The organism is Cellulosimicrobium sp. BMG9.22, from assembly GCF_059159975.1.
On record NZ_JBZGBY010000010.1, the window covers coordinates 66,168 to 92,509 of the forward strand.

The following is a 26,342-nucleotide window of genomic DNA, read 5'->3' on the forward strand; positions in this document are numbered from 1 at the left end:
TGACGGCGCCCCTGTGGACACGACGTTGTCCACAGGGGCGCCGTCGTCTCGTGCGCCCGACGTCCGCCGTCGGGCAGGATCGCCGCGTGCCGCCCGCGCCGTCGTCCCCCGCCCCCGTCCTCGCCGGACCCGTCCTCCCCGCGCCCGTCCTCCCCGCGCCCGGGGCCGTGCCCGGGGCCGTGCGCGGGGCCGTGCGCGTGACGCTCCATCCGGGCACCGACGTCCTGCTCGACGCCGGCACGCGCCTCGGCGACGTGCGCGCGGCGCTCGCGGAGCTCGCGTGCCGGCCGGAGCTCCTCACCGTCCCGCTCCTCGTCGACGGTGTCCCGGTCGACGACGACCACCGGTGCGGCACCCGGCCGATCCTTCCCGGCGCGACGATCGCGGCGGCCTCGCCCGGCCGCCGCCGACCCGGCGCCGACGTGCTCGCCGCCCCGTGGCACGTCGCGGTCGTCTCCGGACCCGACGCCGGGAGGCTCGTCCCGGTGCCGGGTGCGGACGACCCACGCGCCCCGACGTCGCGCACGGCGTGGTCAGGGTCGAGGGCGCACGGCCGGATCGCCGTCGACGACCTCGACGTCCGCCGGGTCCGCACCCGTCGTGGGTCGAGGTTCCTGGTCCGTGCCCCGCGCGGCACCCGGCGCGTGCGCGAGGAGGGCGCCCGGGTCGCGGGGCGGCGCGGACGCCGCGTCGCGTCGTGGCGCCCGGTCCGGTGGCGCCCCGGGCGCACCCTCGTCACCCCGGACGCGGCGTACGTGCTGCGTCCGCGTCCGGCGCTCGAGCACGCCCCGCGCCCGCAGCACCACGCCGGCCCGGCGCGTACCACCGCGGCGGACGATCCCGGCCGGTCGTGGACGACCCAGGTCACGACGGCGCTCATGCCCGCGGTCGCGTCGCTCGCGCTCGCCGTGACGTTCCGTCAGCCCTTGTACGCGCTGCTCGCGCTCACGGGGCCGCTCGCCCTGCTCGTCCCCGCGCTCGTCGAGGCGCGACGGCGGCGCGCGGCCCGGCGGTCCGCGGAGCGCTCCGGGGGCAGGAGGGGCAGCACCGCCTCCGGCGTCGACACCGGCGATCCCGGCGGAGCGGGCGGCGCGACGGCCGGCGAGGCGGGCGACGCACCCGCGGACCCGCTGCACCCGCGGCCCGTCGACGTCCTCACCTGGGCGACGGTGGCGCATCGCGCTCCGGCCCCGCGCCGGGCGCAGGCGGACCCGCGCTCGGGACCGCGAGCGGGCGCGTCGGCGCTCGTCGACGACGCCGCACCGGTCGGGGTGCCGCTCCCGGACGGGTGCGTGGCCGTCGTCGGACCGCGTCCGGCGGCCCTCGGCGCGGCCCGCGCGGTGCTCGCGGAGCTGCTCGTCGAGGGCGCGACGGTCACGGTCCGCCACGCCCCGTCCGCTGCGGCGGAGTGGTCGTGGTGCCGCTGGCTCCCCGGTTCCGGGACCGTGCAGCGGATCGGCGCCGAGGAACCGGCACGTGCCGACGCGGACGTGCTCGTCGTCGACGGCGAGACGGCGCCCGGCGAGCTGGCGGGCGCGTGGGAGCGGCTCGGCCCGGCCGGGACGCGCCTCGTCCTCGTGACCGACGACCGGGCCCGTGTGCCGGCGTGGTGCCGCACGGTGCTCGACGTCTCGGGCCCGACGGCGGTGCTCACGGGCGCGGACGGCGTGCGCACGTCGCGCCCGCACGTCGGCGTGAGCACCGTGTGGGCGGACGGGCTCGCGCGTCACCTGGCAGCGGCCGCGCACCTCGGTCGCCTGGGTGGACGCGCCCGGACCGACCCGGACCCGGCGGACCCGACCACGCCGACGCTGCCCGCCGACGTGTCGCTCGGCGCGCTGCTCGGAACCCCCGACGAGGACGTCGCCGACTGGGTGGCCGCGCGCTGGGGCGACGCCGCACGCCGCGACGGTCGTGCGCTGCGCTGCCCGCTCGGCGTCGGCGCCGACGGCACGACCGTCACCGTCGACCTCGTCGCCGACGGGCCGCACGTGCTCGTCGCGGGCACCACCGGCGCCGGGAAGTCCGAGCTCCTGCAGACCCTCGTGACGGGGCTCGCGCTCGGCCGGTCACCCACCGAGCTCACGTTCGCGCTCGTCGACTTCAAGGGCGGGGCGAGCTTCGGCGCGTGCGGCGACCTGCCGCACGTCGTCGGCCAGGTGACCGACCTCGACCCGGGCCTCGCCGGGCGCGCGCTCGCCGGGCTGCGCGCCGAGCTGCACCGGCGCGAGCGCGTCCTCGCCGGTCTCGGCGCGGCGAGCGTGGTCGACCTCCCCGCAGGTCGGCTGCCGCGCCTCGTCGTCGTGGTCGACGAGTTCCGCGCGCTCGCGGACGACCTGCCCGAATTCCTCCCGGGCCTGCTGCGGATCGCCGCGCAGGGCCGGTCGCTCGGAGTCCACCTCGTCCTCGCGACACAGCGGCCGACCGGCGCCGTGAGCGCCGACGTGCGCGCCAACATCACCCTGCGGCTCGCGCTGCGGGTCGTCGACGTCGCGGACTCGCGCGACGTCGTCGAGTCCCCGCACGCCGCCCTCGTCCCGGCCTCGACGCCCGGCCGGCTCGTCCTGCGCCGCGGCGCCGAGCCGCCTGTCGCGCTGCAGTGTGCGCGGGCCTCGGCGCCCGCCCCGGACCGCGCGGCGGGCGTCCGTCTCGCCCCCGCGTGGGGCAGCGCGCCCCGCGCTGCCGACGCGCCGCCCCGCCCCGACCGGACGGGCGACGCCCTCGCGCGGGTCGTGGCCGCCGCCCGCGAGGTCGCCGAGCGGTCGGGGCTGCCGCGCCTCGCGCCACCGTGGCTGCCGGCGCTGCCCACACAGGTCTCACCGGACGACCTCCCGGACACCGACGACGGCTCGGCCCTGCCCGTCGCCCTCGGCGACGTGCCCGCGGACCAGCGCCGCGTCGTCGTGCGCTGGGACCCCCGCGACGGGCACCTCGCCGTCCTCGGCCGCGCACGCTCGGGGCGCACGACGGCGCTGCGCACGGTCGCGCACGCCGCCCTCGCGCGGGGCTGGACCGTGCACGCCGTCGGTCCCGGGCTCGCCGGTCTCGCCGCGCACCCCGGCACGGGAACCGTGGTCGATCGCGCGGACCCTCGTCGCCTCGCACGCCTCCTGCGCCTCCTGGCGGGGCACGACGACGGTCAGGAGCGACCCGACGGCCTCGGGACCGGGCCCCGGACGCTCGTCGTCGTGGACGACGTCGAGGCCGTGCGCGGCGCGCTCGCCGCGCTCGCGGGAGGCGCCGGCGCGGACCTGCTGGCCGACGCGCTCGCCGACTCCGGTGCCGCGTTCGCGGTCGCGGGCAGCGGCCCGACGGTCGCCGGGCTGGCCTCGCTGGTGGGGGTGCGCGCGGTGCTGACGTCGCGCGACCGTCACGACGACGTGTCGCTCGGGGTACCGACGGCGCTCGCCGGGCAGGGCGGCCCCGCCGGTCGCGCGGTGTGGCTCGGCCCCGACGAACCGGTCGTGTGCCAGGTCGCGCTCGCCGAGAGGCTGCCGCCGGGTGTGCCGAGAGCGGACGCGCGAGACGCGGAGAGCGGTGCGGGGCACGGCCGCTTCCCGGTCCGGCTCGTCCGCCTGCCCGACCGCGTCGACGCGGACGCGCCGGACCCGGACGACGGCCGGGCCGCACGGTCCCCTGGCCTGTTGGTCGCCGTCGGCCGCGGCGGGGACCACGCCGGGATCCTGACGCTCGACGTGTCGCGGGGAGCGCTCGTCGCCGGGCCGCCGGGCAGCGGACGGACGAACGCGCTCACCGTGCTCGCCCGCCACGCCGCCGCGGCGGGCGTGCTGCGCGGCGTCGTGGCCCGGGACGACGCGCTCGTCGCGCTGGCCGGTCCGGGCGTCAGCATCGTCACCCGGCACTCGCCCGTCGAGGTCGGGGCGTTCCTCGAGGCGCTCGCGGCGCGGCCGGGGGCGCCCCCGGCCGGGCCCGCGCACCGGACCGAGGGCCCGGACCGACCCGACCGGACGGACGTCGTCGTCGTGGACGACCTCGACCTGCTCGGCCAGCTGTGCGTGCTCGAGTCCGACCGGCTGGGCGCGCTGTGCCGCGACGGGCTGGTCCTCCTCGCCGCCGCGACGACCGCGGCGGCGGCGATGGCGCTGCGCGGACCGCTCGCCGACCTGCGCGGGGCGCGGGCGGGAGTCGTCCTGGCACCGGGAGAGCGCGGCAGCTCCGAGGTGTTCGGGCACGGCCTCGGGTGGCTCACGGACCCGGGCCGGCCACGGCCGGGACGAGGCGTCGTCGTCCAGGGTGGGCGGATCGCGCCCGTGCAGGTCACCGCCGGGTGAGCCCCCTGAGCGCGCGTCAGCCCGGCGAGCGGGAGTCGCGCGTCGTCGCCTCGACCACGGGACGCAGCATGAGCAGGACGAGGACCACGACGGCGAGGACCAGGCCCACCACCACCCACGGCGTCACGCCGACCTGGAGCGAGCTGATCGCCACGACCCCCTGGAGCACCTGCCACGTCGCGACGGGCGAGCGCGACCAACGCTGCCCTCGCACCAGGCCGCGCAGGCTCGCCACGAGGATCGCGGCGACGCCGAGCGCGAACACGACGAGGAAGAGGCTCACACCGAGCGACTGCGACCCCCCGGACACGAGCTCGGCGAGGATCACGACGGCTCCCGCCACGAGCGCGACGACCTCGAGCCCGACCCCGATCAGGAGGGCCGTGAGGGCGGTCGGGCGCGGGGACGCGCCGGAGGTCCCGGGTGTGGGCTCGGACGGGGTTCCGGAGGGCGCTCCGGACGGCTCTGCGGGGGGCACGATCCCCCAGCGTACGCGCCGACCTGCGGGTTCACACCCTTGTGACGAACACCTCACGATTCATCTGGAGGAAACTTCCTCGTAACCCCTTGTGCTGGGCTTCACGAGGTGTGAACCTGGTTCAAGCATCAATTACCCCCGCTCCAGCCTGGTCACGGTCGGCCCCCGTTCTGCGGCGCCGCGTCACGGAGACTCATCCTCTCGAGACCAGGCTCCTCTCATGCCTAGGAGATGACGAACATGGACTGGCGCCACCGCGCAGCGTGCCTGGACGAAGACCCCGAGCTGTTCTTCCCCATCGGCAACACGGGCCCCGCGCTCCTGCAGATCGAGGAGGCGAAGGCCGTCTGCCGTCGGTGCGACGTCGTGGACACGTGCCTCAAGTGGGCCATCGAGTCCGGACAGGACGCCGGTGTCTGGGGCGGCCTCTCCGAGGACGAGCGTCGCGCGCTCAAGCGCCGCACGGCCCGCGCGCGCCGGGCCGGCTGACCGCTCGACCCGCGGCACCCACGGGCGCCCACTGATCGCCCGACGGGCCGTCACCCTCCTCCGGTGGCGGCCCGTCGTCGTGCGGCGGAGCGACCACGAACCAGCCGCGCACCGCTACGGCTGACTCTTCCCGTCGCGCAGGACCAGCTCGAGCACGACCTGTGTCCCGCCACCGGGCCGCGGCGACCACTCGATCGTGCCGCCGAGCTCGTTCGTCACGAGAGTGCGCACGATCTGCGTGCCGAGACCGCTCTTCGAGGTCTTCCCCGCACGAGTGACGTCGCCCTCGGGCATGCCCTTGCCGTCGTCCGACACGACGATGCGCACCGCCGACCCGTCGCGCTCGGCCGAGACCTCGACCGTCCCGGTCTCCCGCTTCGCGAGACCGTGCTCGACGGCGTTCGTCACGAGCTCCGTGAGGATGAGCGCGAGCGGCGTCGCGTCCTCCGCAGGCACGAGCCCGAACGTCCCGGTCGCCACGGTGCGGACGCTGGTGTCCGCCGATGCGACGTCGGCCGCGAGCCGCAGCGCCCTGCCGACCATGTCGTCGAACTCGACCTCCTCGTCGAGCGTCTGGGACAGGCTCTCGTGCACGAGGGCGATGGTCGCGACGCGCCGCATCGCCTCCTCGAGCGCCGCACGTGCCTCGGGGACGTCCATGCGCCGGGCCTGCAGCCGCAGGAGCGCGGCGACGGTCTGGAGGTTGTTCTTCACGCGGTGGTGGATCTCGCGGATCGTCGCGTCCTTGGTGATGAGCTCACGCTCGCGCCGCCGCAGCTCCGAGACGTCGCGGCACAGCAGGACCGCGCCGATGCGCTGCCCCGACTCCGTGAGCGGCAGCGCGCGCAGCGACAGCGCGACGCGCTGCGCCTCGATCTCCGTGCGCCACGGCGCCCGGCCCATGACGACGAGCGGCAGCGACTCGTCCACCGGCGTCCGGTGCTCGACGAGGTCGGCCGTCACCTCGGCGAGCGACCGGCCGACGAGCGGGCCGATCACACCGAGACGGTGGAAACAGCTCAGGGCGTTCGGGCTCGCGTAGAGGACCTCGCCCTCGGAGTTGAGGCGGATGAGCCCGTCGCCGACGCGCGGCGCGCCGCGGCGCGGACCGGTCGCCGCGTCGGGGAACGGGAACTCGCCGCGCGAGATCATCGCGATGAGGTCGTCGGCGGCCTCGACGTAGTTGAGCTCCAGCCTGCTCGGCGTCCGGCCGCTGCCGAGGTTGGTCTGCCGGGCGACGACGGCGATCGCGCGACCCTCGTGGACGACCGGGATGGCCTCCTCGCGCACCGCGTACGCACCGAACCAGCGCGGCTCGCGCGAGCGCTGCGAGCGCGCCTCCGTGAGCGCGCGCTCGAGCTGCGGGCGCTGGCCCTCCGGGGCGAACGAACCGACGATGTCGTCGTAGTGGACGGTGGCACCGGTCGACGGACGGCACTGCGACACGGCGACGAAGTTCCCGTCGGTGGTGGGCAGCCACAGCACGAGGTCGGCGAACGCGAGGTCGGAGATCACCTGCCAGTCCCCCACCAGGAGGTGGAGCCACTCGTTGTCCGCCGCACCGAGCTCGGCGTGGCGGGAGATGAGGTCACTCATGGCAGACACGGACCCCAGACTAGAGGGGTCCGGCCGGTAGAGTCCCACTGAGCGTCCCTGCGCTCGCCGTCGCCCTGAACCGTCGACCGGACGTCGGCCGACCGTCGAAGGGCCTGTGGAGGCCGAGGAGGTCCCGTGCACCTGAGCGTCGTGCTGCGCTACCCCGCTCCCGTCCACGCCGTCGGCGCCCTGCTCGCGGACGAGGAGTTCGTGCGGTGGCGCGCGGCGCGTTCCGGGGGTGCCGGTGCGCGCGTCGAGCAGGTCGACGTCACGGGCAACGAGGACGAGGGCTTCGTCGTGGTGGTGCGCCGCACCCTGCCGACGGCGCAGATCCCTGCGCACGTGCGGTCCTTCGTCGGCGGGGAGCTCGAGATCCGCCAGGCGGAGGCCTGGGAGCAGGAGCGCGACGGCGAGCGCGCGGGCACCGTGTCGCTCGAGATCACGGGTGCGCCGGTGCGGCTGACCGGCACGGTGTCGCTCGCTCCCGACGGTTCCGGCACCGCGCAGACGTACACCGGCGAGGTCAAGGCGACAGTCCCCCTGTTCGGCCGTGCGATCGAGGAGGCTGCGGTCGGGGCGGTCCGCTCGGCCCTCGCCGCGGAGCAGGCGGCGACCGTGGAGTGGCTCGCGCGCTGACCGCTCGGCGAGGTCTCGCAGCGGTCTCGAACCGGTAACGATTTTGAGACCGGCGCCGGGGTTCATCTCCACCAGCATGCGCCTGGCCTGCGACGATGCCTGGATGGGAGCGCGACCACACCTGCGCGCGCCGCCGTGGCGCTTGACACCGGTTCACCTGGGCGGCCACGATCGCCTCGTTGCGTGGAAGCGCTACCACTCTGACGTGGGAGCGCTGCCACAACCCCGCCCCACCGACAAGGGAGTCACTGTGCTGAGCAGCACTCGTACGACCCGCCGCCCCCGCAAGGCGATCGCCGCCGTCGCGGGCCTCGCGGCCTTCACCCTCACCCTCACCGCGTGCTCGAGCGGCTCCGGCTCGGACGACGAGTCGGGCTCGGGCTCGGGCGACGAGGAGATCACCCTCACCGTCGCCACGTTCAACGACTTCGGCTACTCGGACGAGCTTCTCGCGGCCTACACCGAGGAGCACCCGAACGTCACCGTCAAGCAGACGAAGGCGGCCAAGTCCGAGGACGCGCGCACCAACCTCACGACCAAGCTCGCCGCCGGCGGCGAGGGCCTCGCGGACATCGAGGCCATCGAGGTCGACTGGCTCCCCGAGCTCATGGAGTTCCCCGACCTCTTCACCGACCTCACCGACGACTCGCTCGACGGGCGCTGGGTGGACTGGAAGGTCCAGCAGGCCACGACGCCCGACGGCCAGCTCCTCGGGTACGGCACGGACATCGGGCCGAGCGCGATCTGCTACCGCCAGGACCTCTTCGAGGCCGCGGGCCTGCCGACCGACCCCGCCGAGGTGGCGGAGCTGCTCGGCGGCGAGGACGCGACGTGGGACGACTACTTCGCCGCCGGTGCGACGTTCACCGCCGCGAGCGACGCCGCCTGGTACGACTCGGCGATGGCCGTCTCGCAGGCGATGGTCAACCAGATCGACAACGCGTACGAGGAGTCCGACGGCACGCCCAAGGACCTCGCGACCAACCAGGAGATCGAGGACATCTACAACACGGTCCTCGAGCAGTCCACGACGAACGGGCTGTCCGCCGGCCTCGAGCAGTGGTCCGGCGACTGGGACGCCGCGTTCCAGAACGACGGCTTCGCGACGATGATCTGCCCGGCCTGGATGACCGGTCCGATCGAGGAGCGCGCCGGTGGCGTCACCGGCTGGAACGTCGCCGACGTCTTCCCCGGCGGCGGCCTCAACTGGGGCGGCTCGTTCCTCACGGTCCCGGCCTCGGGCCCGAACGCCGAGGCGGCCAAGGAGCTCGCGGCGTGGCTGACCGACCCGGCCCAGCAGACGACGGCGTTCGAGAACGCCGGCACGTTCCCCTCGCAGATCGAGGCGCAGGAGTCGGACGCGGTCCAGTCCTTCACGAACGAGTTCTTCAACGCCGCCCCGGTCGGTGAGGTCTTCGTGAACCGTGCGCTCGCCATCGACGGCGCACCGTTCAAGGGCGCGAACTACTTCTCGATCCACACGGCCGTGCAGGACGGCATCAAGCGCGTGGACGTCGAGAAGACCGACGACGCCGCGTCGTCGTGGCAGAAGACGCTCCAGTCCTTCGAGGACCTGGGCCTGTGACCTGACGGGGCCGGGCCGGTGCACACGCGCCGGCCCGGCCCCGCTCGTGTCGCCACCACCCGGTCCAGACCCAGCAGCCCAGGAATCCCACATGGCCGTCCTCTCGCCCACCCAGCCCTCCCCCGGGCTCCGCGGGCCGACCGAGCGCACGCCGCGCCGCGTCGGCTTCTCCCAGCGCCTCGGGCGCTGGGACGTCAAGCTCTCGCCGTACCTCTACATCTCGCCGTTCTTCATCCTGTTCGCCATCACCGGCCTCTTCCCGCTGATCTACACCGCGGTCGTCTCGGTGTACGACTGGAACCTGCTGGGCGGCCAGGGCGACTTCGTCGGGCTGCAGAACTACAGCGACGTCCTCGCGCAGCCGACGTTCTGGAAGTCGCTGCGCAACACCGCCTCGATCTTCCTGCTCTCGTCCGTGCCGCAGGTCATCGCCGCGATCGCGATCGCCGCGCTGCTCGACCAGAACCTGCGCGCCGCGACGTTCTGGCGCATGGGCGTCCTGCTGCCCTACGTCGTCGCGCCCGTCGCGGTGTCGATGATCTTCGGCCGCCTCTTCGCCGACCAGTACGGCCTCATCAACGAGATCCTCGGCGTCGTCGGCATCGACCCGATCCGCTGGCACGCCGACGCCTTCGCGAGCCACACCGCGATCGCGTCGATGGTGAACTTCCGCTGGACCGGCTACAACGCGCTGATCTTCCTCGCCGCGATGCAGGCCGTGCCGCGCGAGCTCTACGAGGCCGCGATCATCGACGGCGCGGGGCGGGTGCGCCAGTTCTTCTCCGTGACCGTCCCGCAGATCCGCGCCACGATCATCTTCGTCGTCATCACGTCGACGATCGGCGGGCTGCAGATCTTCGACGAGCCGCGCATGTACGACGCCCAGGGCCTCGGCGGCGCCGACCGCCAGTGGATGACCACGGTCCTCTACCTCTACGACGTCGCGTGGGGCAACCAGAAGAACTTCGGCCGCGCGGCCGCCATCGCCTGGCTGCTCTTCCTCCTCATCATCGTCATCGGGATGGTCAACTTCCTCATCACCCGGCGGATCGCCACGTCGAGCGCGGAGCCCAAGCCACCCCGGTGGGTCAAGCGGCGCCGAGAGGCCCAGAAGCGCGTGCGCGCAGAGCGCGCCATGGTCGCCCAGCGGTCGGCCGCCGGCGACACCGCGACCGTCCCCGCTGCAGACGCGGCACCCAGCACGACCGACCGGAGGAAGCGATGAGCTCCGTCCCCGTCATCGCCCAGACCGCCGGGCCGGCCGCGGCACGCGCCGCCGCCCGCCGTCGTGGCCCCGGCAAGTACGTCGGCGGCACGCAGCGGCGACCGCGCTGGGTCACCTACACGATCCTCGGCGTCGTCCTGCTGGTCTCGGTGTTCCCGATCTACTTCACCCTGATCCTCGGGTCCTCGACCCCGGAGGCGATCTCGCAGAGCGGGCTGCCGCAGCTCCTGCCGGACGCGAGCCTGTTCGCCCGGTTCGCGGACGTCATGGGCTCGGACGCGATCAACTTCTGGAAGGCCGCCTGGAACTCGGTGGTCATCGCGGTCCTCACGTCGCTGTCCGTCGTGCTGTTCTCGACCCTCGCCGGCTTCTCGTTCGCGAAGCTGCGCTTCCGCGGCCGCGGCCCCCTGCTGGTGTTCGTCATCGCGACCATGGCGGTGCCGACCCAGCTCGGCGTCATCCCGATGTACATCCTCATGTCGGACATCGGCTGGATCGGCAAGCTCCAGGCGGTCATCGTCCCGGCGCTCGTCACGGCGTTCGGCGTGTTCTGGATGACCCAGTACCTCGGCGAGGCGCTGCCGTACGAGCTCATCGAGGCGGCCCGCGTCGATGGCGCGTCGATGTTCCGCACGTTCTGGTCGATCGCCCTCCCGGCGGCCCGGCCTGCGGCGGCGATGCTCGGCCTGTTCACGTTCGTCCAGCAGTGGACGAACTTCTTCTGGCCGTCGATCGTGCTGAACCAGAACAACCCGACGCTGCCGCTCGTGGTGCGATCGCTGCAGTCGAACTTCTTCACCGACTACTCGCTCGTCATGGCGGGGGTCTTCCTGGTGACGCTGCCGCTGATCGTGATCTTCCTCTTCACCGGCCGCCAGCTCGTGGCGGGCATCATGCAGGGCGCCGTCAAGGGCTGAGCTGCCCGCACCGCCCGCGACACCCGCCGCGCGGGCGGGTCCGGCTCTGCCTGCCGGGCCCGCCCGCGCGCCACTCCTCGACCTTCCGAAGGACAATCGACCCATGAGCCTCTTCGTCCCGTCCGTGCCCCTCCAGCCGAACCCGGCCACCGCGACCGGTCGCGTCGAGATGCCGCAGGGTTTCCTCTGGGGTGCGGCGACCGCCGCGTTCCAGATCGAGGGCGCGGGGCACACCGACGGCCGCACGGACTCCGTCTGGGACGCGTTCGCGCGCGTGCCGGGCGCCGTCGTGGACGGCGACGACGGCATGGTCGCGTGCGACCACTACCACCGGTACCGCGAGGACGTCGCGCTCCTGCGTGGGCTGAACCTCGGGGCGTACCGCTTCTCGACGTCGTGGGCGCGCGTGCGTCCCGACGGCGGCGCGGTGAACCCGGCCGGCCTCGCGTTCTACGACCGTCTCGTCGACGAGCTGCTCGAGGCCGACATCATGCCGTGGCTCACGCTCTACCACTGGGACCTCCCGCAGGCGATCGAGGAGAAGGGCGGCTGGACGTCGCGCGACACCGCCTACCTCTTCGCGGAGTACGCGGTGACGATGCACGAGGCGCTCGGCGACCGGGTGGGCGTGTGGACGACGCTCAACGAGCCGTGGTGCTCGGCGTTCCTCGGGTACACCGCGGGCGTGCACGCCCCGGGTCGACAGTCGCGCGAGGACGGCCTCGCCGCCGCGCACCACCTCTTGCTCGGTCACGGCCTCGCGGTGCAGGCGCTGCGCGAGCGCGCTCCCGAGGCGAACCTGGGCCTCACCCTGAACTTCACGGTCTCCGACCCGGTCGACCCCGACGACCCGGCCGACGTCGACGCCGCACGGCGCATCGACGGGCAGTTCAACCGGATCTTCCTCGACCCCGTCTTCCACGGCGAGTACCCCGCGGACGTGCTCGACGACGTCGCGCAGTACGGGCTGCTCGACCACGTCAAGGACGGCGACCTCGAGATCATCTCCACCCCGATCGACACGCTCGGCGTGAACTACTACAACGGCGGTTCCGTCTCGGGCCACCCGGAGACGGCGGAGCCGGGCACCACCGGCGGTGGGACCCGCCCCGAGGGCGTGCGCGACGACGCGGCCGACGGCGGCGCACCCGTGCGCCCGACGTCGTCCCCGTTCCCCGCGGCGGACGAGGCGCACGACCGCTCGCGCGGCCTGCCCCGCACCGACATGGGCTGGGAGGTCCAGCCGGAGGGCCTGACGCGCCTGCTCACGCGGTTGCAGTCCGACTTCACGGGCCCGCGCGGCGTCGCGATGTACATCACCGAGAACGGCGCCGCCTACCCCGACCAGGTCGGCCCTGACGGCACAGTCGACGACCAGGACCGCCTCGAGTTCATCGACGCCCACCTGCGCGCGACGCGCGACGCGATCGACGCCGGCGCCGACGTGCGCGGCTACTTCGCGTGGTCGCTCATGGACAACTTCGAGTGGGCGCTCGGCTACTCGAAGCGGTTCGGCATCGTCCACGTCGACTACGCGACGCAGGAGCGGACGGTCAAGGCGAGCGGCCGCTGGTACGCGGGCGTCGCGCGCGACAACGCGGTCCCCGCGCGCGACGGCGCCACCGCCCCGGGCACCTCGACCGAGGCCTGAGATCGTGACGGCGGGCGGGACGGTGCGGTCCACGGACGTGAGGCGCGATACTGTGCTGATGAACAGCCTGCGTTCCGCGCCGACACTGGACGAGGTGGCCCAGACGGCAGGAGTCTCGCGCTCGACCGCCTCGCGTGCGATCAACGGAGGGTTGCGGGTCTCGCCCGAGGCGCAGGCCGCCGTCGACGCCGCGGTCGCCGAGCTCGGCTACACGCCCAACCGCGCCGCCCGCTCGCTCGTCACGCGTCGCACGGACTCGATCGCGCTCGTCGTGCCCGAACCCGACGACCGCATCCTCACCGACCCGTTCCTCGCGGGCACGATGCGCGGCGTGAGCGCGGCGCTCGGCGGGACCGACCTGCAGCTCGTCCTGCTCTTCGCGCGGCCCGACGAGCAACCCGGACGGATCGTGCGGTACCTGAGCAGCGGACACGTGGACGGCGCCATCGTCGCGTCGCACCACCGCGACGACGAGCTCGAGGAGGCCCTCCTCGCCGCACGCCTGCCCGCGGTGTTCGTCGGTCGACCGTTCCACCCGACGCCGGACCTGCTCTACGTCGACGTCGACAACGTGGAGGGCGGTCGCCTCGCGGCGCGCCGGCTCGTCGAGGCGGGCCGTACGCGCATCGCCACCATCGCGGGCCCGCAGGACATGACCGCCGGGGTCGACCGGCTCACCGGGTGGCGCGAGGTGCTGCACGAGGCGGGCCTGCCCGACGACGCGGTCGAGGTCGGCGACTTCGCGGCCTCGGGCGGCGCGGCGGCGATGGAGAGCATCCTCGAGAGCCACCCGGACGTCGACGGCCTGTTCGTCGCGTCCGACCTCATGGCCGAGGGAGCGCTCCGCGTGCTCGCCGCCCACGGCCGTCGCGTGCCGCAGGACGTGTCGATCGTCGGCTTCGACAACCTCACGAACGCGGCGAGCACGTCGCCCCCGCTCACGACGATCCAGAACCCGATGGTCGAGATGGTGCGCGGCGCGACGGACCTCCTGCTCGACCTCGTCTCGGGCCGCACCGAACGCGTCGCGTCGCACGTGCTCGCCCCCGAGCTCGTCGAGCGCGACTCCGTCTGACCTCGCGCGGCGGGTGTCCGGTCCGCCGGACGAGCGCCTGCGCGCCTTTCGCGACGCGGCGTCGGTCACGGTCGCCCCCGCCTCGCCGAAGTAGTACTCCGGTCCGCCGAGGTAGAGCCCTGGTTCGCCCGCGGCGATCAGTGCTTCACATGACCGTAGCGGTGCGTCGTGCGGCTGACGGCCTGCTCGCGGAGCACCGTGAGCAGCTCACGACGACCGCTCGCGACGACGGGGTGGTCGAGGATCGTCACGTCGCCGACCCGATCGGCCGCCGCCTCGTGCAGGCCCGGTACGGACCCGACGACGCGGATCCGCCCTCGCACCGCGCCCGACGCCACGCGCCGTGCAAACTCCTCGTCGTCGACCGCGGTCCCCGTCGTGCCGCCGTCGCTCGGTCGACCCGACCCGACGGGCGATCCGGGCGCCGGGACGACGACGGCCGGCACCCCCGCCGTGCGCGCCGCGTGCAGCACGCGCTCGACCTCGACCGCCGAGGCGTCGGCGCCGACGCGGACCGTGAGCAGGTCGACCGGCCGGTACCGGAACACGTTCGACTCGACGTGCAGGCCCGACGGGTCGTGACCGGGCGAGAACTCGCTCGCCCACCAGCGTGCGTCGTCGGCCCTCGCCCACGCGAGCCACGCCGCGGGCGACGTCTCGCGCGCGGGCGGCGCGGCGTCGTCGGGCACCGTCCGCCCGGACGCCGTGGCGTCCGACGGCGGACGCGCGCCCTGGTCTGCCCCCTCGCCCGTCGCGTCGGTCCAGCGGCCGAGCTGGGCGACGTAGTTCGGCCCACCGGCCTTGGCGCCCGGCCCGACGGCCGACTGCTTCCAGCCGCCGAACGACTGGCGCTGCACGATCGCGCCGGTGATGTGGCGGTTGACGTACGCGTTGCCGACCTGGACGGCGTCGAGCCAGCGCTCGAGCTCGTCGTCGTCGAGGCTGTGGATGCCGCCGGTGAGGCCGAACGGCACGGCGTTCTGCAGCGCGATCGCGTCGTCGAGCGTCGCGGCGGTCATGATGCCGAGCACGGGCCCGAAGTACTCGGTGAGGTGGAACGGGGACCCGGGCGCGACGCCCTCCTTGAGGCCGGGGGTCCAGAGGCGGCCCTCCGCGTCCGCCCCGCCGTCGAGCAGCCGGGGCCGCACGAGCCACGACTCCCCCGGCTCGAGCGTGGTCAGCGCGTGCAGGAGCTTGCCCGACGCCGGTTCGGTGAGCGGGCCCATCGTCGTGGCGACGTCGGTCGCGGGCCCGACCGCGAGCGAGCGGACGGCGTCGACGAGCTGGCGGCGCACCCGCCGACCGGTCTCGGTGCGCGGGTCTCCCGCGGACCCGACGAGGATCGCGAGCGAGGCGGCCGAGCACTTCTGCCCCGCGTGCCCGAACGCCGAGCGCACCAGGTCCGCGACGGCGAGGTCGAGGTCGGCCGACGGCGTGATGACCAGGGCGTTCTTGCCCGACGTCTCCGCGAGCACGGGCCGCTCGGGCTTCCACCGCGCGAAGAGCTGCGCGGTCTCGATGGACCCGGTGAGCACGACGCGCGCGACGTCGTCGTGCGTGACGAGGCGCGTGCCGAGCTCGTCGTCGGGGACGCGGACGTACTGCACGACGTCGGCTATCGAGCGCTCGTCGAGGCCGCCGAACGCCTCGGGCGTGGCCGCCACGGCGTCGCGCAGGCCCGCGTGGATCGCGTCGACCGCGACCTCGAGGCAGCGCGGCGTGGGCGGCGCGGGCTTGGCGAGGACGGCCGACCCGGCCGCGAGCGCCGCGAGGACCCCGCCGGCGGGGATCGCGACGGGGAAGTTCCATGGCGGCGTGACGAGCGTGACGCCGTCGGGCGTGAACCGCGCGCCGGGTACCCGGTCCAGCTCCTCGGCGGACCGCGCGTAGTAGGCCGCGAAGTCGACGGCCTCGCTCACCTCGGGGTCGGCCTCGGCGACGGTCTTGCCGGGCTCGTGCACCATCGCGGCGACGAGGTCGGTGCGGGCCTCCTCGAGCCGGCGTGCGACGGCGCGCAGGGCGGCGGCGCGGGCGGTCGGCGCGACCTGCGACCAGGCGGCGGTCGCGCGCACGGCGGTCGCGACGGCGTCGTCCACCTGGGCTGTGGACGTGAGCTCGGGCGTGCGGACGGGCACGTACCCGGAGTCGGGACCGGTCACGAGCCGCGCCCAGTCGCGCGACGCCGCGACGGCGGGGTCGGTGTCGGCGGCGTTGGCGAACCCCCGCCCGTCGCCGAACCCGGGGTTACGGGTGGGTTCGGCGTCGTTCTGGCCCGTAACCCCGGGTTCGGCGGGCTGGTGCGGCCCGACGGCGGTTGGGGCCTCCGCGCGCGGGCCGCGGCGGGGCGTCACGTCGGCGTCGGCGTAGTGCACGCCGTGGCGCACGGACGCGCGGAACGCGGCCTCCTGGCGGTCCATCGGGCTGCCCGCGGGCTGCCCGTCGGGCGCGAACATGGCGTGCAGGAAGTTCTGCTCGGCCGCGTTCTCCTCGAGGCGGCGCACGAGGTAGGAGATCGCGACGTCGAAGTCCTCGTCGCGCACCACGGGCGTGTACAGCACCACGCGGCCACCGCGACCGGCGTGCGGCCCGTCGGTGACCCGGTCGCGCGCGACCTCGTCGCGCACCGCGCGGGCCTCCCCCGGCGCCATGCCCTGCAGCATCTCGACGTCGAGCGCGTGGCTCACGCCGCGGGCGCGGCCGAGCAGCACGGCGAGCGCGACGTGGAAGAGGTTGTGGCTCGCGACGCCGAGGCGCACCGCGTCGGTGCGCGGTGCGCGCAGCGCATGGTCGAGGAGGCGGACGTAGTTGGCGTCGACGTCGGGCTTGGTCGGGTACGGCGCCTGCGCCCACCCGTGCAGCTCGGCCTCGACGGCCTCCATGGCGAGGTTCGCGCCCTTGACGAGGCGCACCTTGATCGGCGCTCCCCCGGCGGCGACACGCTCGGTCGCGAACCGCGTGAGACCGTCGAGCGCGCCGAGCGCGTCGGGCAGGTACGCCTGGAGCACGATCCCGGCCTCGAGGTCGTGCAGGTCCTCGTGCCCGAGGACCTCGCGGAAGACCGCCGTCGTCAGGGCGAGGTCCTTGTACTCCTCCATGTCGAGGTTGAGGAAGACGCCGTGGTCGCGCGCCGCCCGGTACAGCGGCAGGAGCCGCTCGACGACGCGCGCGCACGACCCGTCGAGGTCCCACGTGACGAGCTGCGACGCGACGGACGACACCTTGACCGACACGTAGTCCACGTCCGGCCGCCGCACGAGCGCGAGCGTGCGCTCGAGCCGCGCGTCGGCCTCTGCCTCGCCGAGCACCGCCTCGCCGAGGAGGTTGACGTTGAGCGCGTAGCCCTCGGCCCGGGTCCGGGCGAGGTGGGGGCCGAGGCCGCGACCGGCGTCGGCCACGAGGTGCCCGACGAGCTGACGCAGCCGCACGCGCGCGGCCGGCACGACGACGCGCGGCAGCACGGGTGCGACACCCGCCCCGAGGCGCAGCAGCGTCCGGTCGACGGGGCCGAGGAACGAGCCGGCGCTGCCGGCGAGCTCGCCGAGGCGGCCGAGCGCCCGGGCGGCGACGTGCACGTCCTGCGGTCGGGCGACGTCGTCGACGAACCGGACCGCGAGCTCGAGGCCCGTCGGGTCGGAGACGAGCGCGCCGAGCCGCTCGGCGGTCTTCCGGGCGCGGGCGTCGCCCGACCCTGTGCCGGTTCGCGAGCTCGCGGCCAGCCAGCGGCGGGCCAGGGCGGCGGCCTCCACGACGAGGTCCTCCGGGGAGGTGAGGCTCGTGTCGCCGACGGCTCCGGGGGTGGGGAGCGGCCGGACGGGCGCGTCGTTGCTCATCTCTCCAGGGTGCCCCCGATCGTCCGGGCTCGTCTTGTACGATCCGGGGCGACATGGCACCCGTTCGCGACAACTGGCCCGAGGGCGCGGCGCTGCTCGTGGCGCTCAGCCCGGCGATGGTCGCGCTCATGGACGAGCTGCCCGACACGATGTTCTGCGCCAAGGACGTCACCGGCCGGTACGTCGCGGTGAACCCCGTCTTCGTCGCGCGCACGAACGAGCGCTCGCGCCGCGCGGTCCTGGGCCGTCGCGCACGCGACCTGTTCGTCCCCCAGCTCGCGGAGCGCTACGAGCAGCAGGACGCCGAGGTCCTGCGCGGGCGTGCGCTGCGGGGCGAGCTCGAGCGCATCCGCCGGCTCGGCGGCACGTCCGGCTGGTTCCTCACCTCCAAGCTCCCCGTGCACGACGACGCGGGTCGCCTCGTCGGGATCGTGTCCGTCTCGCACGACCTGCGCGCGGGCGCGGCCGACGACGCGACGATGGACGCGATGTCGGCGCTCGTCGCGGCCGTCGAGACCGACCTCGGAGCGCGCTGGACGACGGCGCGGCTCGCCGAGGCGGCCGGGTCCACCACCGCGGTGCTCGACCGGCGAGTCCGGCGCGTGTACGGCGTCACCCCGCGACAGCTCGTGCTGCGCACGCGGGTCGACCACGCGACGCGGCTGCTCGCGGGGACGTCGGTGTCCATCGGCGACGTCGCGGCGGCGAGCGGGTTCTACGACCAGCCGTCGTTCACGCGTACGTTCGCGCGGCTCACGGGCGAGACCCCCGCCCAGTACCGTCGCCGCACCCGCCGCTGACGTCCCCGCGGTGGCGAGCGACGGCGTCGGGCACCGAGACTGGCGACATGACCTCCACCGACAGCTCCCCCGGCACGTCCCCGAGCCACGTCCCGACCGTCGACCTGCCCGGCGGCGCGATGCCGCTGCTCGGCCTCGGCACGTGGCAGTCCGAGGGCGACGACGCCTACCGCGCCGTCCGTCACGCGCTCGACGTCGGTTACCAGCATGTCGACACCGCGACCGGCTACGGCAACGAGTCGCGGGTCGGGCGCGCGCTCGCCGACTCGTCCGTCGACCGGGCCGACGTCTTCGTCACGACGAAGCTCCCGCCGGACGCCGCGGGCCGCGAGCGCGAGACGGTCGAGGCGTCGCTGCGCGACCTCGGCACGGACTACGTCGACCTGTGGCTCATCCACTGGCCGCCGTCGGGCGAGGCGTCGCCGTGGGTGTGGGAGCGGTTCGTCGAGCTGCGGAACGAGGGCAAGGTCCGCTCGATCGGCGTGAGCAACTACTCGGTCGAGCAGGTCGACATCCTCTCCGAGCAGGTCGGCGAGACGCCCGCCGTCGACCAGATCCCCTGGAGCCCTGCCGACTACGACCACCGCCTCGCCCACGAGCTGGAGCAGCGCGGCGTCGTGCTCGAGGGGTACAGCCCGTTCAAGCGCACCGATCTCGACGCGCCGGTGCTCGCCGAGGTCGCGGCGGCGCACGGTGTCACGCCCGCGCAGGTCGTGCTGCGGTGGCACCTCGACCACGGGTTCGTCGTCATCCCGAAGTCGGTGACGCCGTCGCGCATCGAGGCGAACTTCCAGGTCACCGGGTTCTCCCTCACGCCCGACGAGCTCGCGGCCGTCGACGCGCTGGGGCGGCGTCGCGGCTGACGGCCCGGTGGACCGGCGAGCGGCCGGTCCCGGAGTAGCGTGACCCTCGGTGCCGCACACCCCCGCGGCACCGAGGAGAACCTCGACCCGGAGGAACCGTGACGACGACGTCCGTGCCGCCCACCACGCGCGGCGAGACCACCGATCCCACCACCCGCACCATCCTGCCCGGCGGCGACCGCCCGGCGTCCTCGCTCGACACCGCGCACGCACAGCTCGCCGGCGCGGTCGACTTCCTCGGCTACGACGACGGCCTGCACGAGATGCTGGCCACGCCGCGCCGCGAGGTGAACGTCGCCGTCCCGCTGCGCCGCGACGACGGCCGCACCGTCCTCTTCCACGGCTACCGCGTGCAGCACAACGTCTCCCGCGGCCCCGGCAAGGGCGGCCTGCGGTACGCGCCGAGCGTCGACATCGACGAGGTGCGCGCGCTCGCGATGTGGATGACGTGGAAGTGCGCCCTGGTCGACCTGCCGTACGGCGGTGCGAAGGGCGGCGTCGCGATCGACCCGCGCTGCTACTCCGACGCCGAGCTCGAGCGCGTCACGCGCCGCTACACGTCGGAGATCATGCCGGTCATCGGGCCGGAGCGGGACATCATGGCGCCCGACATGGGCACGAGCGAGCAGACCATGGCGTGGGTCATGGACACCTACTCGGTCAACCAGGGCTACACGATCCCGGCCGTCGTGACGGGCAAGCCCATCACCGTGGGCGGGTCGCTCGGGCGCACGACGGCGACCAGCGCGGGCGTCGTGCACGTCACGGCCGCGGCGCTCGACGAGGCGGGCGTGCCGCTGTCGGACGTGCGGATCGCGATCCAGGGCTTCGGCAAGGTCGGCTCGCACGCGGCCGCGCTGTTCGCGGCGCGCGGGGCGCGCGTCGTCGCGGTCTCCGACCAGTACGGGGGCGTGCACGCGCCCGACGGCCTCGACGTGCGCGGCCTGGTCGAGCACGTCGCCGCGACCGGCAGCGTGGTCGGTCTCGACCGTGCCGAAGCGATCGACAACACCGCGCTGCTCGCGCTCGACGTCGACGTCCTCGTCCCCGCGGCCGTGGAGGGCGTCCTCGACGGGGACACCGCGCGCTCGGTCCGCGCCCGCTGGGTCGTGGAGGGCGCGAACGGCCCGACGACCGCCGAGGGCGACCGGATGCTGGCCAAGAACGGCGTGACGGTCGTGCCGGACGTCCTCGCGAACTCGGGCGGCGTCGTCGTGTCCTACTTCGAGTGGGTGCAGGCCAACCAGGCGTACTGGTGGACCGCGGAGGAGATCGGCGAGAAGCTCGAGCACCGCATGCTGCACGCGTACCACGAGGTGGCGGGGCTCGCGCGCCGCGAGGACCTGAGCCTGCGCGACGCCGCGCTCGTCATCGGCGTGCAGCGTGTCGCCGAGGCGCACCAGATCCGCGGCCTGTACCCCTGACGAACCTCGAGCACGGGGTTGGCGACCGGAACTCGGCTGAGGCGGTCGTCAACCCCGTGCTCGCCGGGTGTGGTCAGCCGCGTGCCGGGCGGGCCGCGGCGACGACGGCCGCGACGAGCGCCACCGCGGAGGCCCCCGCCGCGGTCCAGGCCACGGCTGTGTCGACGAGCGGGCCCTGGAACCGCGCGACGGCGATCCACGCGAGGCCCCAGGCCATCGCCAGCCCGATGCCGAGCGCGAGCGGGCGGCGCCCGGCGGCGAACGACGCCCACGCCACGGACAGCGCCGCCGCGAGCACCACGAGTACCACCGACCAGCCCGTGGCGCCGAGCCCGAGGTCCCCGACTCCGGAGTCGGCGAGCGCCGCAGCGACGTTCGCGAGCGTCGCGACGCTCACCCAGCCGGTGTAGAGGCCGACGGTGCCGTCGAGCACGACCGCCTGCGCCGTCGACTCGGGCGCGTGCCGCACGAGCCGGACGACGAGCACCGCGAGGACGGCGAGCAGCGCGGCGATGACGACGACGCTCACCGGCACCCAGCCCGCCTGCACGACACCGATCCAGGCCGCGTTGAGCACCATCGATGCGAGCACCCACCAGGCGGTCAGGCGTAGGCGAGGGCTCGTCGCGTGCCGTGGGAGCACCTGGTAGACCGCGAAGACGAAGAGCCCGAGGTAGATCACGGACCAGATGCGGAACGCCGGGTTGTCGGGGGCGACGGGCGTCGCCTCGGCGGAGAGCGCGCCGCCGGCGGTCTGCTCGACGGAGGTCCCGCCGAACGCGCCGGCACCGTACGCCGCCGCTCCCGCGGCGACGAGGGAGCCGACGAGCACCACCACCTGGCGGACGCGGTCGGACGGGGCCGGCGCGGAGGTGGCGCCGGCGGGGACGGAGGCAGCGGCACTGGTCATGTCTCCACCGTCGCACTGCTCAGCATGCTGAGCATCTTGGGAAGGGTCGCGCGAGAACGCCGCTGCGCTCGGTCGAGAACGACGTTGGTGCTGTTGTCCCCCGGATAACGGCACCAACGTCGTGTTCGGCGCTGCGCGGGAGGTCAGGCCAGGGGCTGGCGGTCCGCCCAGGCGGTGAGGGTCGTGCGCGGGCCGGTGAAGAACGGGACCTCCTCGCGCACGTGGCGGCGCGCCTCGGTGGCGCGCAGCTCGCGCATGAGATCGACGATGCGGTGGAGCTCGTCGGCCTCGAACGCGAGGATCCACTCGTAGTCGCCGAGCGCGAACGACGCGACCGTGTTGGCCCGCACGTCCGGGTAGTCCTTCGCAGCGAGCCCGTGGTCCCGCAGCATGGTGCGGCGCTCGGCGTCGGGCAGCAGGTACCAGTCGTACGACCGCACGAACGGGTACACGCTCAGGTAGCCGCGCGGCGCCTCGCCCGCGAGGAACGCGGGTACGTGGCCGCGGTTGAACTCGGCCGGGCGGTGCAGCGCGACGTTCGACCACACGGGCTCGAGGTGCGCGCCGAGCCCGCTCTGGCGCAGCCGCTGGTAGGCGCCCTGGACCGACTCGACCGTCGGACCGTGCCACCACACCATGAGGTCGGCGTCGGAGCGCAGGCCCGCGACGTCGTACCAGCCACGCACGACGAGGTCGCCGTCCGTCGCGGCCGGGTCGTCCCCGCCGCCGACGGCGTCGAGCGCCCGGGTCACGAGCGCGGCCCGCTCGTCCGCATCGGCAGGCAGGGGCGCCGCCGTCGCGAACACGGACCACATCGCGTAGCGGATGGTCTCGTTGATCTGGTCGTGGTCCGCGGGGACGCGCGCGGCGTCGTTCATCGGGGTTCCTCTCGGTTCTCGGCCGTAGGGCTCAGCTGTGGAGGTCCGTGCTGCACAGCGCGGGGACGCCGCTCGGCTCGCCGTCGCGACGCAGGCAGCACCCCGGCGCGCACGCCGACCGGAACGCGGGCAGCTCGCCCACCGTGACTTCCTCGACCTCGTCGCCGCGCGCGATCGCGGCGCGCTCGACGAGCAGGTCGACCAGACCGCGCACGAACGGCTCGCGCGTCCCCACCGTACCGGCGCGCACGGCGGTCATCCCCAGACCGGTGGCCGTCTCCATCGCCTCGGTGTCGAGGTCGTAGGCGACCTCCATGTGGTCCGAGACGAAGCCGATCGGCGAGAGCACGACGTCGCGCGCGCCCTCCTGGGCGAGGGCCTCGAGGTGGTCGTTGACGTCCGGCTCGAGCCACGGCTGGCTCGGCGGGCCGGAGCGCGAGCAGTACGCGAGGTCCCACGCGACGTCGTGGCCCAGGCGCGCCGACACCTCGGCGACGATCACGCGCGCGAGGTCGAGGTGCTGCTCGGAGTACGTGGCGTACGAGATGCGCGACGCCGCCTCCATCGTGTCCGGGATGGAGTGCGTGACGAACACGAGGCGGGCCGCCGCGCCGTCCCCGCCCTTGTCCGCGAGCGCCGCGTAGCCGTCGAGCACCGCGTCGACGTTGGCCTGCGCGAAGCCCGGGTGGTTGAAGTAGGAGCGCACCTTGTCGAACTGCACGCCCGTCGAGCCGCCGGGCCCGAGCTGGCCGCGGCCGTCCAGCACGACCGCGAGGTCCTCGCGGTACTGGCGGCAGCCCGAGTACGACGAGTACGCGGACGTCACGAGCGCGACGGCGTTGCGCGCGCCCATCGCCTCGAGCTCGTCGATCGCGTCGGTCGTGTACGGCTCCCAGTTGCGGTTGCCCCACACGACGGGCAGCTCGACGCCGCGACGTTCGAGCTCGGCCTCGATCGCGGCCTTGAGCGCGAGGTTCTGCTCGTTGATCGGGCTCTTGCCGCCGAAGCCGTAGTAGTGCTCGCCCACCTCCTCGAGGCGCGAGTCCGGGATGCCCTTGCCCGCGGTGACGTTGCGCAGGAAGGGGACGACGTCCTCGGGCTTGTTCGGTCCGCCGAACGAGTAGAGGAGGAGCGCGTCGTAGGGGCGGAGGTCCGGGGTCGCACCAGGGGCGTCGGCGCGGGGCGAGGAGACGCCGGCGGGGGCGGCAGCGGCGTCCTGGGGGGAGAACGGGGGCATGGTCTCGATCATGGCACCTGGAACCAGCCCCGCCCGGCGAGACGGTGGCACGACGGACGTGACATTGACCGGACACCGTGTCACCTCGAGCCGCCGAAGGACCCGGGCCGCGATGCTGCCTCCCGCCCGTGCAGCAGTTCCTTCGGGTCCGCACCCAGGTTGCCAGTGCCCCGCCCGTGCCTAGCGTGGGCAGGATCCGGCGGCACCGACGCCGTCGGGCCCGACCCGCGATCCCGCCGTCGGGCACGGCGGGCCGAGACACCCTGCGCGCGGCCGAGCACGACCCTGCACGCGGCCGAACACGACGTTGGTGTCGTCATCCCGTGGATAACGACACCAACGTCGTGTTCGGCACGGAGCCGGGTCAGCCCTTGACCGCTCCCCCGAGGCCGGCGCCCTGGAGGAACATGCGCTGGAACACGAGGAACAGCGCGACGGGGATGATCGTCGAGATCGCGAGCGCCGCGAGGAAGACCCCGAGGTCGGTGGACGCCTCGATCGACGGCAGCCGCACCGACAGCGGCTGGATCGCCGGGTCCTTGAGGACGAGCAGCGGCCAGAGGAAGTCCTTCCACGCCGCGATGATCGCGAACACGGACACCACGCCGACGATCGGCTTCGACATCGGCAGGACGATCGACCAGAAGAGCCGGTACGGCCCCGCGCCGTCGACGCGCGCCGCCTCGAACACCTCGCGCGGCAGGCTGTCGAAGAACCGCTGGACGAGCAGCACGTTGAACGCGCTCGCGCCCGCCGGCAGCCAGACCGCCCAGAAGCTGTTGATGAGCGACTGCCCCAGCAGCGGCGGGTCGAGGATCGTCAGGTACAGCGGGACGAGCAGCACGATCGCCGGGACGAACATCGTCGACAGGACGAGCGCCTGCACGACCTTCCCGTACCGGGGCCGCAGGACCGACAGCGCGTACCCGCCCGTCGTCGCGACGATGATCTGCGACGCCCAGGAACCGACGGCGAGCCAGATCGTGTTGAGGAAGTACCGGCTGACCTGGACGTCGTTCCAGGCCTTGTCGAGGTTGTCCCACGCGATGCCGTTCGGGAAGATCGCCATCGGCGTGCGCAGGATGTCCTGCGTCGGCGTGACCGCGAACTTCGCGAGCAGGAGCATCGGGCCCAGCCCCGCGACCACGAGGACCACGAGCAGCAGGACGTGGGTCGAGCCCATGCCCCAGAAGATGCCCGGCCGGCGCCAGTCGGCCGGGGACAGCGCCCCGCGGTCCTCGACGCCGTCGAGCGCCTTGCTGCGGCGCGAGCGCGCCCGGCGGCGCTCCGCCTCGCGGCGGTTGCGGCTCACCTCGGCGGCGGCCGCCGCGGTGCCGACCGCGCCCGCGGCCACGCCGTCGGCGGTGGTCGTCGCGTCCTGCGAGACGACGCCGATCTCGCTCGGGTTGTCGGTGGGCGAGAGTGTCATGACGTGCTCCAGGACCGGGTGAGCCGGAAGTAGATCAGCGAGAAGACCGCCAGGACGGCCGCGAGCATGAGCGACAGCGCGGTCGCGGCGCCGTAGTCGCCGCCGAGGCTGTTCTGGAAGGCGTAGCGGTAGATGAGCAGCAGAACGGTGAGCGTCGCGTTGTTCGGCCCACCGCCGGTGAACAGGTACGGCTCGAGGAACACCTGCGCGGTGCCGATGACCTGCAGGATGAGCGTGATGAACAGGACGCCGCGCAGCTGCGGGAGCGTGACGTGCCAGATCTTGCGCCACAGCCCCGCGCCGTCGACCTCCGAGGCGTCGTAGAGCTCGGGGGGCACGCTCGTGAGGGCGGCGAGGTAGATGATGATCGTCCCGCCCGCACCCGCCCAGGTCGCCGCGAGGACGAGCGAGGGCATGGCGGTCGACGCGTCCTGGAGCCAGGGGTACGGGCCGAGGCCGACCCAGCCGAGGATCGTGTTGAACACGCCCGTCGGGCTGCCGTTGTAGAAGAACTTCCACAGCAGCACCGCGACGACCGGCGGCACGACGACCGGCAGGTACGCGAGCGCCGAGTACAGGCCCTTGGCCCGGCGCACCTCACGCATGAGGACCGCCGCGACGAGCGGGATCGGGTACCCGATGAGCAGCGCGAGGAACGCGAAGTACAGCGTGTTGCGCACGGCCTTCCACAGCAGCGGGTCCTCGAGCACCTGGCGGAAGTTGTCCAGCCCGACGAACGTCGGCGCGCTCACCAGGTTCGTCTCCTGGAAGCTCATGATCACCGCACGCACGATCGGGAACCACGAGAAGACCCCGAAGATCAGGATGAGCGGGAGCAGGAAGACGAGGTTGCTCAGGCCGCCGCCGCGGAACCACGTCACGGGGCTGCGGCGTCTGCCGTCTCGGTCGGTCCGCGCGTGGGAGGCGGGTCCCCGCCGCGGCGGGGCGGTGGTGGCGGTCACGTCTGGTCCTTCGCTTCGGTGGAAGGTGCCCGACGGCGCGAGGTGCGTCGCGCCGTCGGGCACCG

The 26,342-nt window shown here is 74.1% G+C and carries 19 protein-coding genes; 11 read left to right on the forward strand and 8 right to left on the reverse strand.

All coding sequences use genetic code 11. The annotated features are described in order from the left end of the window. Nucleotides 1-86 precede the first annotated feature (86 nt). Nucleotides 87-4,292, forward strand: coding sequence for an FtsK/SpoIIIE domain-containing protein (locus AC4H2H_RS09295; RefSeq protein ID WP_494370525.1), 4,206 nt, complete (start codon nt 87-89; stop codon nt 4,290-4,292). Between the two features lie 16 nt (nt 4,293-4,308). Here AC4H2H_RS09295 and AC4H2H_RS09300 read toward each other — a convergent pair whose 3' ends face one another. Next, nucleotides 4,309-4,770, reverse strand: coding sequence for a hypothetical protein (locus AC4H2H_RS09300; RefSeq protein WP_494370526.1), 462 nt, complete (start codon nt 4,768-4,770; stop codon nt 4,309-4,311). Between the two features lie 240 nt (nt 4,771-5,010). On the opposite strand from AC4H2H_RS09300, the gene AC4H2H_RS09305 reads away from it, so the two are divergent. Then, nucleotides 5,011-5,259: a WhiB family transcriptional regulator gene (locus AC4H2H_RS09305; RefSeq protein WP_021481972.1), complete on the forward strand. Its 249-nt coding sequence runs from the start codon at nt 5,011-5,013 to the stop codon at nt 5,257-5,259. Nucleotides 5,260-5,373: 114 nt separating this feature from the next. Here AC4H2H_RS09305 and AC4H2H_RS09310 read toward each other — a convergent pair whose 3' ends face one another. Continuing rightward, complete coding sequence (locus AC4H2H_RS09310) at nt 5,374-6,855, reverse strand: sensor histidine kinase (protein WP_494370562.1); 1,482 nt, start codon at nt 6,853-6,855, stop codon at nt 5,374-5,376. A gap of 135 nt (nt 6,856-6,990) precedes the next feature. Between AC4H2H_RS09310 and AC4H2H_RS09315 the strand changes: the two genes are divergently transcribed. The 6 genes from AC4H2H_RS09315 (at nt 6,991) to AC4H2H_RS09340 (ending at nt 13,944) form a co-directional block, all read left to right on the forward strand. Next, nucleotides 6,991-7,491 (forward strand): DUF2505 domain-containing protein, encoded by a 501-nt coding sequence (locus AC4H2H_RS09315; RefSeq protein WP_494370527.1) that lies wholly within the window; start codon nt 6,991-6,993, stop codon nt 7,489-7,491. A gap of 250 nt (nt 7,492-7,741) precedes the next feature. Further along, nucleotides 7,742-9,076 (forward strand): ABC transporter substrate-binding protein, encoded by a 1,335-nt coding sequence (locus AC4H2H_RS09320; RefSeq protein ID WP_494370528.1) that lies wholly within the window; start codon nt 7,742-7,744, stop codon nt 9,074-9,076. A 91-nt stretch (nt 9,077-9,167) separates the two neighbouring features. Beyond that, nucleotides 9,168-10,301, forward strand: a complete 1,134-nt coding sequence (locus AC4H2H_RS09325; protein WP_494370529.1) for a carbohydrate ABC transporter permease — start codon at nt 9,168-9,170, stop codon at nt 10,299-10,301. Then, entirely contained in the window at nt 10,298-11,218 is a 921-nt protein-coding gene (locus AC4H2H_RS09330) for a carbohydrate ABC transporter permease (RefSeq protein WP_494370530.1), read from the forward strand. The genes AC4H2H_RS09325 and AC4H2H_RS09330 overlap by 4 nt, the downstream gene beginning before the upstream one ends. 103 nt (nt 11,219-11,321) lie before the next feature. Next, the gene (locus AC4H2H_RS09335) at nt 11,322-12,869 is read left to right on the forward strand and encodes a glycoside hydrolase family 1 protein (protein WP_494370531.1); all 1,548 of its coding nucleotides are present in this window, start codon (nt 11,322-11,324) and stop codon (nt 12,867-12,869) included. Nucleotides 12,870-12,927: 58 nt separating this feature from the next. After that, complete coding sequence (locus AC4H2H_RS09340; RefSeq protein WP_494370532.1) at nt 12,928-13,944, forward strand: LacI family DNA-binding transcriptional regulator; 1,017 nt, start codon at nt 12,928-12,930, stop codon at nt 13,942-13,944. A gap of 137 nt (nt 13,945-14,081) precedes the next feature. Here the strand turns inward: AC4H2H_RS09340 and AC4H2H_RS09345 are convergent, their stop codons facing one another. Then, the gene (locus AC4H2H_RS09345) at nt 14,082-17,774 is read right to left on the reverse strand and encodes a proline dehydrogenase family protein (protein ID WP_494370533.1); all 3,693 of its coding nucleotides are present in this window, start codon (nt 17,772-17,774) and stop codon (nt 14,082-14,084) included. Between the two features lie 53 nt (nt 17,775-17,827). Between AC4H2H_RS09345 and AC4H2H_RS09350 the strand changes: the two genes are divergently transcribed. The 3 genes from AC4H2H_RS09350 to AC4H2H_RS09360 all read left to right on the forward strand — a co-directional run bounded on the left by AC4H2H_RS09350 (nt 17,828) and on the right by AC4H2H_RS09360 (nt 20,861). Next, nucleotides 17,828-18,574, forward strand: a complete 747-nt coding sequence (locus AC4H2H_RS09350; RefSeq protein WP_494370534.1) for a helix-turn-helix transcriptional regulator — start codon at nt 17,828-17,830, stop codon at nt 18,572-18,574. Between the two features lie 47 nt (nt 18,575-18,621). Beyond that, nucleotides 18,622-19,437, forward strand: a complete 816-nt coding sequence (locus AC4H2H_RS09355) for an aldo/keto reductase (RefSeq protein ID WP_494370535.1) — start codon at nt 18,622-18,624, stop codon at nt 19,435-19,437. A gap of 164 nt (nt 19,438-19,601) precedes the next feature. Then, complete coding sequence (locus tag AC4H2H_RS09360; RefSeq protein ID WP_494370563.1) at nt 19,602-20,861, forward strand: Glu/Leu/Phe/Val family dehydrogenase; 1,260 nt, start codon at nt 19,602-19,604, stop codon at nt 20,859-20,861. Nucleotides 20,862-20,934: 73 nt separating this feature from the next. On the opposite strand, the gene AC4H2H_RS09365 is transcribed toward AC4H2H_RS09360, so the two are convergent. The 5 genes from AC4H2H_RS09365 to AC4H2H_RS09385 form a co-directional block, all read right to left on the reverse strand. Next, the gene (locus tag AC4H2H_RS09365) at nt 20,935-21,771 is read right to left on the reverse strand and encodes a TspO-related membrane protein (protein ID WP_494370536.1); all 837 of its coding nucleotides are present in this window, start codon (nt 21,769-21,771) and stop codon (nt 20,935-20,937) included. Between the two features lie 143 nt (nt 21,772-21,914). Then, nucleotides 21,915-22,649: a hydrogen peroxide-dependent heme synthase gene (gene hemQ / locus AC4H2H_RS09370; RefSeq protein ID WP_494370537.1), complete on the reverse strand. Its 735-nt coding sequence runs from the start codon at nt 22,647-22,649 to the stop codon at nt 21,915-21,917. 31 nt (nt 22,650-22,680) lie between these two features. Beyond that, a complete protein-coding gene (locus AC4H2H_RS09375) occupies nt 22,681-23,898 on the reverse strand; it encodes a ferrochelatase (protein ID WP_494370538.1) in 1,218 nt (405 codons plus the stop codon). A 352-nt stretch (nt 23,899-24,250) separates the two neighbouring features. Beyond that, nucleotides 24,251-25,315, reverse strand: a complete 1,065-nt coding sequence (locus AC4H2H_RS09380) for a carbohydrate ABC transporter permease (protein ID WP_494370539.1) — start codon at nt 25,313-25,315, stop codon at nt 24,251-24,253. Further along, a complete protein-coding gene (locus AC4H2H_RS09385; protein ID WP_494370540.1) occupies nt 25,312-26,277 on the reverse strand; it encodes a carbohydrate ABC transporter permease in 966 nt (321 codons plus the stop codon). The genes AC4H2H_RS09380 and AC4H2H_RS09385 overlap by 4 nt, the downstream gene beginning before the upstream one ends. Between the last annotated feature and the right edge of the window lie 65 nt (nt 26,278-26,342).

Bases quoted from the DNA above. Each gene is read 5' to 3' on its own strand.
- AC4H2H_RS09330 (WP_494370530.1), top strand. From the start codon at position 10,298: ATGAGCTCCGTCCCCGTCATCGCCCAGACCGCCGGGCCGGCCGCGGCA.
- AC4H2H_RS09310 (WP_494370562.1), bottom strand. From the start codon at position 6,855: ATGAGTGACCTCATCTCCCGCCACGCCGAGCTCGGTGCGGCGGACAAC.
- AC4H2H_RS09380 (WP_494370539.1), bottom strand. From the start codon at position 25,315: ATGACACTCTCGCCCACCGACAACCCGAGCGAGATCGGCGTCGTCTCG.
- AC4H2H_RS09365 (WP_494370536.1), bottom strand. From the start codon at position 21,771: ATGACCAGTGCCGCTGCCTCCGTCCCCGCCGGCGCCACCTCCGCGCCG.
- AC4H2H_RS09305 (WP_021481972.1), top strand. From the start codon at position 5,011: ATGGACTGGCGCCACCGCGCAGCGTGCCTGGACGAAGACCCCGAGCTG.
- AC4H2H_RS09340 (WP_494370532.1), top strand. From the start codon at position 12,928: ATGAACAGCCTGCGTTCCGCGCCGACACTGGACGAGGTGGCCCAGACG.
- AC4H2H_RS09345 (WP_494370533.1), bottom strand. From the start codon at position 17,774: ATGAGCAACGACGCGCCCGTCCGGCCGCTCCCCACCCCCGGAGCCGTC.
- AC4H2H_RS09325 (WP_494370529.1), top strand. From the start codon at position 9,168: ATGGCCGTCCTCTCGCCCACCCAGCCCTCCCCCGGGCTCCGCGGGCCG.
- AC4H2H_RS09355 (WP_494370535.1), top strand. From the start codon at position 18,622: ATGACCTCCACCGACAGCTCCCCCGGCACGTCCCCGAGCCACGTCCCG.
- AC4H2H_RS09335 (WP_494370531.1), top strand. From the start codon at position 11,322: ATGAGCCTCTTCGTCCCGTCCGTGCCCCTCCAGCCGAACCCGGCCACC.
- hemQ (WP_494370537.1), bottom strand. From the start codon at position 22,649: ATGAACGACGCCGCGCGCGTCCCCGCGGACCACGACCAGATCAACGAG.
- AC4H2H_RS09375 (WP_494370538.1), bottom strand. From the start codon at position 23,898: ATGATCGAGACCATGCCCCCGTTCTCCCCCCAGGACGCCGCTGCCGCC.
- AC4H2H_RS09350 (WP_494370534.1), top strand. From the start codon at position 17,828: ATGGCACCCGTTCGCGACAACTGGCCCGAGGGCGCGGCGCTGCTCGTG.